General features: G+C 44.9%; 7 protein-coding genes. 3 read left to right on the top strand and 4 right to left on the bottom strand.

The window, feature by feature from the left end:
• Positions 1-95: 95 nt before the first annotated feature.
• Positions 96-1418: an MFS transporter gene (locus H9W84_RS06710; protein ID WP_239742583.1), complete on the bottom strand. Its 1323-nt coding sequence runs from the start codon at positions 1416-1418 to the stop codon at positions 96-98.
• A 129-nt stretch (positions 1419-1547) separates the two neighbouring features.
• Between H9W84_RS06710 and H9W84_RS06705 the strand changes: the two genes are divergently transcribed.
• Together H9W84_RS06705 and H9W84_RS06700 are read left to right on the top strand one after the other, a co-directional pair.
• Positions 1548-4802, top strand: a complete 3255-nt coding sequence (locus H9W84_RS06705; protein WP_239742580.1) for a BamA/TamA family outer membrane protein — start codon at positions 1548-1550, stop codon at positions 4800-4802.
• 149 nt (positions 4803-4951) lie between these two features.
• Positions 4952-9742, top strand: a complete 4791-nt coding sequence (locus H9W84_RS06700; RefSeq protein ID WP_239742578.1) for a translocation/assembly module TamB domain-containing protein — start codon at positions 4952-4954, stop codon at positions 9740-9742.
• Between the two features lie 109 nt (positions 9743-9851).
• On the opposite strand, the gene H9W84_RS06695 is transcribed toward H9W84_RS06700, so the two are convergent.
• Together H9W84_RS06695 and H9W84_RS06690 are read right to left on the bottom strand one after the other, a co-directional pair.
• The gene (locus tag H9W84_RS06695; RefSeq protein ID WP_065263795.1) at positions 9852-10475 is read right to left on the bottom strand and encodes a TetR family transcriptional regulator; all 624 of its coding nucleotides are present in this window, start codon (positions 10473-10475) and stop codon (positions 9852-9854) included.
• A gap of 99 nt (positions 10476-10574) precedes the next feature.
• Positions 10575-11963, bottom strand: coding sequence for a deoxyguanosinetriphosphate triphosphohydrolase (locus H9W84_RS06690; RefSeq protein WP_239742576.1), 1389 nt, complete (start codon positions 11961-11963; stop codon positions 10575-10577).
• A gap of 383 nt (positions 11964-12346) precedes the next feature.
• Between H9W84_RS06690 and H9W84_RS06685 the strand changes: the two genes are divergently transcribed.
• The gene (locus H9W84_RS06685; protein WP_007115268.1) at positions 12347-12592 is read left to right on the top strand and encodes a hypothetical protein; all 246 of its coding nucleotides are present in this window, start codon (positions 12347-12349) and stop codon (positions 12590-12592) included.
• A 126-nt stretch (positions 12593-12718) separates the two neighbouring features.
• Here the strand turns inward: H9W84_RS06685 and rsmD are convergent, their stop codons facing one another.
• On the bottom strand, positions 12719-13342 hold the full coding sequence (gene rsmD / locus H9W84_RS06680) for a 16S rRNA (guanine(966)-N(2))-methyltransferase RsmD (RefSeq protein ID WP_239742574.1): 624 nt from the start codon (positions 13340-13342) through the stop codon (positions 12719-12721).
• Positions 13343-13371: the final 29 nt, after the last annotated feature.

Genomic DNA, 13371 nt, shown 5'->3' with positions numbered 1-13371 from the left:
TTATTTATCCATTGCTTGCCATTCATCCATTGCCTAGCATTGCTAGCTATTTATACTGACTATTTAACGGGGCGATTAAATAGGGCGATAGAGTGTTATTCATGAATCATAAAGGGCTTGGCAGGGCTATATTTTTTTAGTTTTAAAAATAGCCAAATGCCCATGATCAAATTTATCACACCGACAATCGCAAATAGCATCGGCAGGCTCACGTTAACTAGCGTCAAACAAATAATCGAAAAAATCGCTGAACCTACCATAAATACCGCATTTAAAATATTGTTGGCACCGATAATGCGAGCACGGCTTGTTTCGGGTGAATAAGCTTGCATATAGGCATATAAAGGTACGATATAAATACCGCCTGAGAAACCCAATAAAAACAAATCGACAAACACACGCATAGCACCCTGCGTGGCAAAAATCATACCAATACTATAGTGCGCGTTGTTGGCGAGTGGCGGCAAATGCATCGCTGAGAGCGTCAAATACAAGTCAATCGCAAAAATCGTCAATCCTGCAATCCCAAAGGGCAACAGCTTTAAACTCACTTGGTTTTTGGTTAACGTTTTGCATAACAGTGAGCCGAGCGCCGTACCGACAGAAAACAGCGTTAATAAAAATATCACGACACTTTCATCGCCTAGCAAAATAGACTTGCTAAATTCAGGTACTTGGGTCAAAAACGTGGCACCATAAAACCAAAACCAACTATTACCCAAAATGGTAAACCACATAATCGGTAAGCGATATAGATTGGCAATGGTTTGCCAGCTAGTACGAAAGATATTCCAGTCGATGGTCAAATCAGGCTGCGGCGCAGTCATAACGGGAATAAACCGAGAAGCCAAGTAGCCCATAATCGCCACAAAAACCGTCACCCCAGATATCCAAAATAGCGGACTGTCCAACTTCATCAACACGCCAGCCAGCATCATCCCTGTCAAAATAGCCAGTGACGTGCCCATTTGAAACAGCCCATTGGCACCCACCAACTCATTGGTGGTCATGGCTTGGGGTAGGTAAGCATATTTGATAGGACCAAAAAACGTCGAATGGGTACCCATCAAAAATAACGCCACAAATAAGAGCGGATAAATCTCAAACACAAACCCAAATGCGGCAACTACCATGATGACGATTTCAAGGATTTTAATCAGCCTTGTCAGCCAAGATTTTTCATATTTATCAGCGATTTGCCCCGCCAAGGCGGAAAACAAAAAAAACGGCAATACAAACAGCATCGCCGCCAGATTGTTGAGCAAACTGACACGCATCCCCAATTTTGCCGCTGCCATAAAGGTCAGTACTAAAATCAAACCTTGCTTAAATACATTGTCATTAAATGCCCCTAAAAACTGGGTGGCAAACATGGCGCTAAACCGTTTGTATTTAAAAAGCGCAAATTGGGTACTCATGAGCAATCCTAGAAATGTCTGATGATGCCTATCTTAACAAATATTTTATAAAGGGTTGCGAAAATGTTTGGTTAGTAAAACGTTTATGCTAAAATCGCCTAGTGCTCGCTCAAGGATTTGATTTTTATCATGAAACCAATAAATTTGCTACCCTATCGTCCGTCAACCGCATTGGCCGATAACCCGTTTGGTTTTTTTTATGCCAGCTCTCCACTATCGTCAAATCCTTGTCCGTCAAATCCTCGTCAAAGCCCCGTCCAGTCTAGCGTATCAAACCATTCGCTGTTTCGCTTGACCCCCATACGTTTGGCAATTACCTTGGTTAGTGTGGGTGTAGTGCCTGCTTGGGGGGCACAAACGCCAGCAATGTCAGCTACTGTTAATAGTTCAGCTAATAGCTCAGCGACGAATAGCACGCTAACCACTAGCAGCGCAGCTCAGACCACCGCCAATGATAGCAAGAGCACAACGGCAACGCAAAATGCCATCCCTGCGGCAACTGCGCAAGATAGCATCACAACCGATGCCAACACCGCCCAGCCTTATCTGTATCAACTCAATCAGCAGCGCGTTGAAGATAAAATTGGTCAACAGCTCGATAATCAGACCTTGGCAGACTTTAATAATTTTAACCAACCTGTGGCGACGTTGAAACAAAATCAACCTAGTGTCGGCTACAGTAAAGCATTAGACCAAGCAACACCGCAGTCGGTTGCCAATCAAATCAACAATAGCAAGCCTGCACCCGTAAATACCCAATCCCAAGCGCAAGTCACTGAGCAGCTGACCGCCGAAAAACAGAATTTCGACGCGATTAATCAAAAGGTGAGCGAGCAAACCAATTTATCTAATCAAAATATCGCTAACCAAAATATTGCTAATCAGAATCTTAGTAATCAAGGCGTCGCCAATGATGCCAGCAATATCAAATCCACCGACACCATCAATCCCAATGATTACTTGCCCGCCTATCAACAGCAAACAGCGGCATTGACCACCCCACAAGCCAACTCAACCGTGACAGCAGAGCCGCAAGGCATCGTAGCGCGCTTGAAGAACAAAATCATTGGTCGCGGCGAAGGGCTCAACTATATTGATATCAGCTTTGCCAATGCAGATGCCAAACTCGAGCCTGCGCGTAATATCAAAGCGGCGTTGGAAAAAGTGACCGTCGAATCGGTGTCGGATTTTAATGCCAGTGTGAACAAATTACGCCAAATTGCCAATGATGCGGCAGAGGCGGTGGGTTTTTATGACACTAAAATCGCCTTTAAGCATTTAGGCAATGATAATATCCAAGTCAGCTTAGAGGTCGGCAAACCCGTCATCGTGCAAAATCGCATCATTGATATCCGTGGTGAAGGCGGGGAAGGCGATAACGCGCTGCCGGTGTATCCTGTGATTGAAAAAGAAATCCCGCCCAAAGAAGGGGATGTGTTCAGTCATGGTATCTATAAAGCCGCAAAGGCCACGATTGAAGGCGTCGCGCAGACCAATGGTTACTTTGATGCCAAATGGCTCAATAGTTCGGTGGATATTATTTTGCCGGACAATACCGCCGATGTTGACCTAATTTATGACACAAAGACTCGCTATCACTTTGATGATGTGAAGATATATAGCATTGATAAGCAAGGCAATTTGACCGATGACCCCGATAAACTGCCTTTAAAGCCAAAGCTGATCAAAGCCTTAATGACGTACCAAAAAGGCGATGCCTACTATCAACCCTTTGTTACCGAATTTACCAACAATTTGACTGCCACCCGTTATTTTAATGGGGTGGATGTGGATGTCGTCATGCCATCAGACGAAGCGGCAAGCGATATCGCATTTGAACAATCGGGCTCGGCGACGCTCAGCACTGCCAACAGCAGCAATACCACAGCCGACAATATCGCGGACACTTCACCTGATACATCCGCCGGTATTTTACCCACTAAGTCAACCGCGCAAAGTCTCGCATCTCAAATTAAATCATCTCAAAGCAACTCATCTGAACTTCAATCCGCAGGTACTGTCGATAGCACGACACAAAAAACCGTCAATCAGGTGCAAGACCCCAATGACATCGCGCCGATTCAATTTGAAGTCGATGACTCGACTGAACAACGTCTCAATGCCATCAGCCGAAAAGCCAAAAATTTATTGGCCGCACCCGAAGATATGGAGTTATCACCCGAGGCTGAAAATAAAAGTAAAAATCCGCTGGTGGTCATTGCCAATGCGGTCAGTAAAACGGCAAAAAAACTGGACAAAGACAAAGACTTACCCATTAAACCAGGAGAAGACCAAGTCATACCAAAGCTCACGCCACAACAAGTGTATGAAAGAAAGCAAATCCCAACCTATGTGGTACTCAATGCCACCAAACCCCATGAGGCACAGGTGGGTTTGGGTTATGAAACGGACGTAGGCGTGCGCTTGACCGGTAAATACCAAAACAACTTGGTTAATCGAAGTGGCTTGCAGACTGGGGCATCAGTGGCGTTATCCAAAGTCGATCAAGCGGTGGAATTTAATGCCAGTTTACCCTACAAGCATCCCCTCAATGATAAGCTGACAGGCACAGTCGGCTATCAGCACAAAGAAGTTGATGACCTAGTCAACACCTTTGAAGCGGACACGGTCTATGCCAGTATCGCCCGCAATATTTATCATGATAGTGGTTGGAATCGCACCTATTCACTGCGCTACCGTGGCGATAAATTGACCGTCGACCCTGAAAAATATAGCACCGATAGCTTGCCTTATCCTTTTAACAACTACGCATCGGATTATACCCAACAAGCCTTGTTAGCGGGTTATGCAATTAATAAAACAGTAGCAGACAATATGCTGACGCCAACGTGGGGTTATAGCCAACGTTATTCGCTTGAAGTCGGTGCTAAAGGGGCGCTGAGTGACACCAATATGGCCATTTTACGTGCGGGTGGTACTGGGATGTATACTTTTGGCAAAGATAACAAACAACAAGTGATCGGGCGGTTGGATTTGGGCTATCTATATAGCGGTGATTTTTATGATGTGCCTTACCGTTCACGCTTTTTTGCAGGCGGTGATTCTAGTATCCGCGGCTACAATACCGATAGTTTAGGACCGACCTATGGCGGCGAAAATTTCTTAGTCGGCGGTGATGCGTTAGCGGTAGGCTCGGCAGAGTATAACTATGAGTTTAGACCGAGTTTTCGGGGCGCTGTGTTTACCGACTTTGGTAATGCGTATGATACGACTGGCGAATATGATAACACAACGGCGGTCAGTATTGGTACAGGTATCCGCTGGCAATCACCGATAGGCTTGGTACGACTCGATGTGGCAAAAGGTCTGACCGGGGATAACAACGATGTCCGTTTACACTTCTTTATCGGTTCACCGCTATAATAGTTTGGCTAAAAATTATTGCATTATTTTGTGCAAGGTTTTTAGTTAAGATTTTTGGATAAAACTTTGCTAGTATGTAAGGTTTATTCAATATACCGCCCATACAACCTGTGTTTTTGTAGTTAGCCAACGATTGATTTGCGATATTAATGAAAGACGATAATAACAACGACTTATTGCCCGAAGATGGCACCAAGCCTGACGATAAATCGTTGGTAGATAATGACCTAGACGCTAAACTAGACACTGAAAATCCAAACGGTGAAGATTTAAACGCTAACCATGCGGATACGGCAACCAGTGATGATTTAGACCCTGCAAAAGAAGAGGCGGGTTGGCTTCGGCACTGGTATCGACAGGGTCTTGTCACCAAAATTGTGATGGTGTTAGTCGTTATTTTGATCGCAATTTTGTTAGGTGCTTATTATGCCGTCGGCACCCCGTGGGGTACACGGTTACTTATTAATGCCATCGTTCAAGAAACAGGTATCAGCCTAAAATATGGTAAAGGCAATCTTCGCGATGGCATTTGGGTTTACGATCTTAAAATTCCTGATAAACCGCCAAAAAATTATGTTGAAGTCACCGTTGATAAAGCCTATGTCAAAATTGGCTGGCGCGCCCTCATCAATAAACAAGTGCATCTGCGTGAAGCCAACATCAATCGCATGGTCATCACCTACAAAAAACCACCAACCAACAAGCCCTTTGATTACCCACGCATTGCACTGCCTGTAAACTTAACCTTAGATGACGTAAAAGCGAATTTAGTGCGCTATCAGCAAGTGACCCGCGACCCCATCGATTTTAAACAAGCGCATGTCCAAGATTTTACTTGGTATGATACCCAAATCACGGTTGGCGAAGGCAAATTGGCGTATAATAATTTATTAAGCGTCGATAAAGTCAAAGGCAAAATTGACCTACAGCATGATTATCCGCTGGATGTGACAGGACTGGTCATCGTCAATTCATTGTCAAAAGTGTATGTCGATGCGCTTGATACCCATGCCACAGGCAGTTTGAAATTTTTGACCGCGGATATAAAGAGTAAATACAATAAATCGGATGTTACTGGGCATTTAACGGCGCAGCCGATGGACAAAAACGCGCCATTTAATGCCAAACTTGAATGGAAAGATGTGTTATTGCCCTATGCCACCAGTCAAAACATCCATCTAAAAAATGGCTTAGCGACTGCGAGCGGGGTGACCAATAATATCCAGCTGCGTATCAATGCTGATTTGACTGCCAAAGATATCCCCGATGGGCATTATCAAGGTCGCGGCGTGATCGCCAATCAAAAACTCAGTATCGAATACCTCACGGCTAAAGTCGCACAAGGTACATTGACGAGTCAAGGCACGATTGATTGGCATGACCGCACCCGTATTGCCCTGATGAATACGGGTAATGGCTTTAAGATTCGTCAGTTGTTGTCAAAAGACATCGCCCCCTATGCGCCAGAGACCTTAACAGGCAAATTAGGCATCGTCTATGATGTGGCAACCGATAAATTGCCGATGCAAGTACGGGCAAATCTGCGCCAAGATGATGGTGAAATTATCAATGCCGATATCCGACAAGCCAAAGGCAACCATAAACCTTATACTATCGATGCCAATTGGCAACAGCTGATACGTCACAATCTACCGAGCATTGGCGAGCTTAACAGTCCCAATGGCAAAGCGCACGTGATTTTTCAGCCGGCAGACGGCAAGCGACCCAGCAGTGTACAAGCCCAAGTCAATGCCAATATCCTAAAGCTCAATCAAGCCCCAAGCGGTCATTACCAAGTCAATGTCAACAAATCAGGTCAGCTGGTTGACATCACCCAATTGGTGTACCAAGGCGTGGCAGGTAATTTGGCAGGCAATGGTAAAATTAAACTAGCGAGCGGCAATCAGCCGTTAGCTTGGCAAATCAATGCCAAAACCAACCATTTAAATGCACACAGCATTTTAAATAGCATCCCGCTGCAAGACTTGACGGGCAATGTGGTTGCCAGCGGTACCCAGCAACGTATTCGCCAAGCCAATCGAGCAGTTGTGACCCGTCATGATGTCACCATCAACCAAATTGACATGACAGGGGATTTAGTGGGCGCCAACAATAGCAAAAAACACTTAGCGTTAAAAGGCGCAGGCAAAGTACGTGCCGATGTACTCGGCAATAAGTTATCTTATATCGCCGCCAAATTTGATGGTAGCCTCAATGCGCCAAACGTACCCGCAGGCTCGTTTAAATTTGATATTGCAGGCACGCCACAACAGCTCAAAATTAATCAGTTTAGCCATCAAGGTAAAGAAGGCTATATCAATGCCAACGGTAGCATTGATATGACCAATGGTGCCGGCTGGCATATCAATGCTGATATGAAAAATTTTGATGCCAGCTATTTTGTGCCAAGTCTGCCAAGCCAAATCACCGGTACCATCAATACCGATGGCTATTGGCGGGCAGGCGCTCAGTACATTCATATCGCCAATATGAATCTCACAGGCAGGCTAAAAAACCAACGGTTATTGGCGACGGGTCAGTTGACCGCAAAACTGAATTTGCCAAAAGACCTAAGTAGTCTGCGTCAAGTCATTGAAAATAGCGCCAATAATCAAAAATACGGACAAATCCGCCGTCTTATTGAAAGTCTGCAAGCCAATAATCTGCTAGTACAATGGGGTAGCAATCGTATCACCGCCAATGGCAACCAAAACCAACTGGTGACCAGTGTCGATATCAGCACACTCAATCAGCTAATGCCGCAGCTAAAAGGTATCGTTAAAGGCGGTATTGTTTTAACCCAAGATCATAACCAAGCCCTGCCTAACATCTATGTGGATTTAGTCGGGCGTAACATTTCACTGCCAAACTTTGTGGTACTCGATGCCAAAATCACCGGCAAATTGGTCAATCTTGCCAAATCACCCAGTCAGTTGCAATTGACTGCAACGGGTATCAATATCGCTAATCAACCGCTGCGCTCTGTGCAACTGTATTTTAACGGTACCCAAGACAATCACACCTTGGATGTCAAAGCAGATAGCACCAAAGGACAAATACAAGCGACGCTCAAAGGTCGTATCGATCTTGCCAAAAAACAGTGGTCGGGTCTGCTCGGTAATGGACAAATTGGCACCAAATATGCCAAGCTGCAACAGTTACAGCCCGCCCAAATGCTAGTTGGCTGGCAAAACCTAAATATACAAATGGCGGCACACTGCTGGCAAATGGTGGGTCAAAACGGCAGTCTGTGTCTAAAAAACAACCTCGTGGTCAGTAATGGGCAAGGCAATGTCGATGTCAGTGTGCAACAAATTGATAGCCAAATTTTCTCTGTGGTGATGCCGCGTGATATCGCTTGGTCAGGAAAACTCAACGGCACCGCACTCGTTCATTGGCAGAAGAACCAACGACCCAGTATCAATGCCAGCTTCTTTACCGATAACGGTGTATTTGGTACCGCCGCACAAACCCCTGAAGAAAATCCAACGACCATTGCCTATGAGCGTATCAGTGTCATCGCCCGTTCAACCGCAGAAGGGCTAAAACTTCGCGCAGATATCAAAACCGCCAATGGCGCGGGCAACGGGTATTTGGATGCCACTGTCAATCCCTACATACAGTCAAAACCGATTTCAGGCACTGTTGTTTTTCAAGATATTGACTTGGCGGTATTTAAACCTTTCTTCCCATCGTTTGAACGCTTGACCGGTAACGGTCTAGTGGCAGGTAAAATCAGCGGCTCATTAATGCAGCCCAAATTTGTTGGCGATATTGAGCTACAAGACGCCGGCCTTAGCATCACAGGCGTGCCGATGCGTTTTGATAAGATTAATGTGTTATCGCACGTGGCAGGCAATCAAGCCTCTATTGATGGGTCTTTTGCCAGTGAAGGCGATGGTCAAGGCACCATTACCGGTACAGTTGACTGGACACGTGAGCTGCAAGCCAAGCTGAAGCTGCAAGGTAAAGCGCTGCAAGTGAGCCAGCCACCGGCGATTTCTGCCATTATTAATCCAATTTTTGATGTGATTGTCAAACCTAGCCAACGCTACGTGAATATCGTCGGCGTGATTGATGTGCCTCGCGCCACCATTCGCCCCCCTGAAACCACAAGCAATGTGGTCAGCAAATCGCCAGATGTTAACGTGATTGATAGACGCTTGATGGGTCAGATTGATGATGTACTAAAAGTCACCCAACCTTGGAATATCAACGCAGATGTGGGTGTGGATCTCGGCGAGCGCATAAGTTTCCAAGGTTTTGGGGCACGCTTACCATTGGCGGGTGCACTGCATATTACCCAGCGCGGTCAAGGCACCATGAAAGCAGAAGGGGTGGTGCAAGTATCACGCCGCTCAAAAGTCGAAGTATTTGGGCAAAGCTTGACTCTAAACTTTGCGCAAGTTCGGTTCAATGGTGAAGTGATGAAACCACTGCTAAACGTAGAGGCAGTAAAAGACGTGCAAGGCGTACAAGTGGGTGTCAAAGTCAAAGGCAGCACCAGTGCGCCAAATATTACCGTGTTTAATAATGGCGGACTCAGTGAACAGCAGGCGATGAATGCGTTGGTGACGGGTAGTCTAAATAACAATTCAGGTCAAAATACCAACGAACAAGACTTTAGAAACCGCGTCGACAATACCATTGCCGCAGCAGGGTTAAGTTATGGCTTAAGCGGGACGCGCCAATTTACCAACCAAATTGGTCGGGCGTTTGGGTTGCAGCGTTTAACGTTAGATGCCAATGGCTCGGGCAATGACACCTTGGTCAGTCTAACGGGGTATATCACCCCAGACTTGTTTATACGTTATGGGGTAGGCGTGTTCACCTCGCAGCCTGAGCTCAGTATGCGTTATCAATTAACAAGACGCTTGTATATTGAGTCTAAATCTGCCATCAATAACTCTGTCGATTTGATTTATAACTGGCGCTATTAATGGGTTGATAAACAGTAAAAAGGCTGAGTTAATGCTCAGCCTTTTTTGGTTTCACTGTTTGTTGGTTTCACGGTTTGTTGGTTTTACTGTTTTTTAGCTTAAGTTTTGGTTAAGGACACCAATTACGCACACCATAAAACAGCACTTGCGCCTGTTTGATACAGCGATTGAGATAATCTTGTTTACCTTGTACCTCTGTGGGGTCAAATTTGAGCCATTGATACACCCAAGAAAAATACATATTCACGCCCATATCCGCAATCAACAGGCGCACTTCTTGATTTAAATGACCAAAGGCAGGCTGCATGGCCAAATCATCGGTCATGATTTGCGCAAACAAGCTGATTTGTTCATCGAGCGCATTTTGCACGGCTTGGTTGCCGCCATAGCGCTCAGAGACAATAAAGTGCCAGTGCAATGACGCGTGCTCCACACTTTCCAAAAAGAAACCCACGCTTGAGGCAATTTGACCTTCATGCGTTCGGGTGCGACCCAGCTGCAAATGATCGCGTAGACTTTGCAGCGTGTGACCGAGTTCTTCATTGACTAAGCAGGTGCCAAGCTCATCGATATCCTGAAAATGGCGATAAAAAGCCGTCGGCACTACGCCCACTTCGCGGCTAATCTGGCGAAGTGAAATCGACGAAAACGCATGCCCCGACCTCGATAACTGAAGCACCGATTGAAAAAAGGCTTGACGGGTTTGGCGTTTTTGCAAGTCACGGCTAGTCATTAGGTATCCAATCAGCGGGTTAAATAAGGAAAAATATTCTAAGCCGAAAACGCCAAATATACAATCGTTGACGATTGATGAAACGATAAGTGATGAGGTTTAAATATTCACCGACCAATTGCCCTTTAACGCTTGCGCGAGCCGATAGGCTTCATGATCATTCATGCCAGTCAGCATGTCTAAAATACATAATATATTTTGATAAACATCATCCCCTAGTTGCCGACTAACATTGCTTAAATGGGCATTTAATAGATTAAGCAGTCGTAATTGCTCAAACTGAGAAATACTGTCTGCTGAATTACCCGTCAACGCCAGCGGCATAAACGCATCAAGTAGCGTATGTAAACAGCGGTTTGACATGATTTCAACGCGTACTTTGCTCGGATGTTGAAAAATACGGGTATTGGCTAGGCTTTTGGCTTCACTGATACTACTGCGTACATTATTGGGGCAGTAGTCAAATAAGCTGCCCGTCAGCTCACCTGCCAATAAGGCGGCTTGGTTGGCAACAAAGGCATCAGTAACTTTATCCACCAATCGCCGCATTGCTCGCCCCCGTAGCGCGGCTAATTTTTGGCTGATAGGCGCATTGGTCGTGACTTCAGATGGTACCCCAAGCCGTTTACCGACGAGTTTGAGCAGTAGTGGCTCAACTTCATGATAGTCTAACATACCCAGTAAAATCCCATCTTCCAAATCAATCAGCGCATAACAAATATCATCGGCGGCTTCTAGCAAATAAGCCAATGGATGACGCGCGTAACCTCTTTGGGTCTTTGGTAATTGCAGCTGCTCCGCCAAATCATGCAAAAACGGCGCTTCACTTTCAAAGCAGCCAAATTTCTTGAGCGTTAAGGGTGATGGCATTGAGTCACTGTCACTGACTGGGTTGATAGGGGTGGAAAGATAAGGGTATTTCATAAAAGCGCCCAGCGTCGCCGCTGTCAGGCGCATACCGCCTTCATCGGGATGATGCTCGTTACGGGTCAGCAGTCGAAAACCTTGCGCATTGCCTTCATACGCTAATAAATCTATTTGCTGGCGTGGGGTAAGCCGCGTTAGATACTGGCGCTGGGCAGGCTGAAAAAACCAATCTCGAATCGCCTGTTCACCCGCATGCCCAAACGGGGGATTACCGATGTCATGTGCCAAACAAGCTGCCTGCACAATGACTCCCATGTCCGACATGGTAAAGCCGCTTGGCAAGTCATTACCGAGTTTCTCCGCGCTCATCATCCCTAGTGAGCGACCAATACAAGACACTTCAAGCGAATGGGTTAAGCGGGTATGAATACCCATCTCATGGGTTAACGGATGCACTTGGGTTTTTTGATTCAATTGGCGAAAAGATTGCGAAAAAACCAGCCTGTCATAGTCCTTATGAAATGCCGTCCTTGACGTCTTGGATTGGGTGAACTGATTGCCATGATAGATAGGTTTGGCAGATAACAGCGCTTGCCATTGCTTGTGTGTATTTTTTTTCATTATTATTTTCAGTCATAAAGATAAAAAGTGGATTCTTGGAATTAGCTAACTAGCTAATTAATTCTAGCTAGATAATTGATTATTAACCAGTTTGGATGAATATTTTTTCAAAGGTTTGACGACACTATACCATTTATCGCAAAAAAATGACCAAATAGGAATTTTTCTGATAAAACAATTGTGTAATTTTTTATTATTGTTATAATTTAGTAACAAATACATTGTAGAATGTAATCAATAAAAGATAAATGTAATGTTTGATTACATATGTACATAGCTTTTGTGGCAATACAACCCATAGCTTTAGCCCATGGTTGTTTGCTAAAAAAAGTAACACAATGAAATTTAATCGGTTAAATTTCAAATTTTTTAGGACACAATTTATGATCCATCAAGCTAACAATACGAACGATAAAGATGCCGATGATAGTGTAGAAGTGACGCGCCATCAATCCAAAATCAACATTCATAGTGTTGTGCTGGTGATCATGTTAGCGCTCGTGGTGACATTTTTGATGGTGGTTGGGGTCAGTTATCTGTATGAAGCCAACAACTTAAAAGGACAGTCATCAAAATATTTATGTCCGTCAGCGTCTGCCGTACAAGTGGGTATATGCATTAAAAGCTAATAGTGGGTTTGCTATTAGACGTGAATGGTTATTGATTTTACCGACTGGGTTAATCCAGTCGGTTTTTTAATGCCTATTGGTTTTTTAATGCCTAAGTTCAAGGGCTTTGAATTGAAATGCTTTAAATTAAAGCGCTTTGGGCTGGTAAATGCCGGCAAAAATTTGCCCCATTTTTTTATATTTAAGTGGCTCAAGTGACGCGGTAAAAGATGCTAACAATTGTGTATGATCTTGATCGCTTTCGATATACAGTAATGACTGCGGATGGATTAACTGATGGTTTATTAACCCATGCAAAATTGTATCCCATAACGCTAGTTGATAAGGTGGGTCGATAAACACCACATCAAACGGCTCGGTGTTTGCCAGTTGTGGTAAGGCATGTTGTATCGTAGCTTCCATTGTCACAATTTTTGTATCAGTAATACCTAACATGGCTTGGGTGGCTTTAATTTGCCTAAATTGCTCATGGTTAGGCTCGATAGAAGTTAACTGCTTGGCACCCCGCGACAAGGCTTCAAAACCGAGAACCCCACTACCAGCACAGCAATCAAGTACCTTGGCATTGACTAAATCATCGGCAAGCCAGTTAAATAGCGTCTCTCGGACACGGTCGGGTGTCGGTCGTAACCCATCGGCATCAATAAACGCTACCAAACGCCGCCGATACTCGCCGCCGATGATACGGACGTGAGAAATAGGGGGGGATTTGGTGGCTTTATTGGCTCGTTTGCTAATTTTGGACATCATGGTTTAGAAATCATAGTTTGGACATCTAC

The sequence above is a fragment of the Moraxella tetraodonis genome (assembly GCF_022359095.1).
GTDB lineage: Bacteria > Pseudomonadota > Gammaproteobacteria > Pseudomonadales > Moraxellaceae > Faucicola > Faucicola tetraodonis.
This window is presented reverse-complemented; position numbering and strand designations above follow the sequence as displayed.

Coding starts and splice junctions, on each gene's coding strand:
- H9W84_RS06690 (WP_239742576.1), bottom strand. CDS start 11,963: ATGAAAAAAAATACACACAAGCAATGGCAAGCGCTGTTATCTGCCAAA.
- H9W84_RS06705 (WP_239742580.1), top strand. CDS start 1,548: ATGAAACCAATAAATTTGCTACCCTATCGTCCGTCAACCGCATTGGCC.
- H9W84_RS06710 (WP_239742583.1), bottom strand. CDS start 1,418: ATGAGTACCCAATTTGCGCTTTTTAAATACAAACGGTTTAGCGCCATG.
- H9W84_RS06700 (WP_239742578.1), top strand. CDS start 4,952: ATGAAAGACGATAATAACAACGACTTATTGCCCGAAGATGGCACCAAG.
- rsmD (WP_239742574.1), bottom strand. CDS start 13,342: ATGATGTCCAAAATTAGCAAACGAGCCAATAAAGCCACCAAATCCCCC.
- H9W84_RS06685 (WP_007115268.1), top strand. CDS start 12,347: ATGATCCATCAAGCTAACAATACGAACGATAAAGATGCCGATGATAGT.
- H9W84_RS06695 (WP_065263795.1), bottom strand. CDS start 10,475: ATGACTAGCCGTGACTTGCAAAAACGCCAAACCCGTCAAGCCTTTTTT.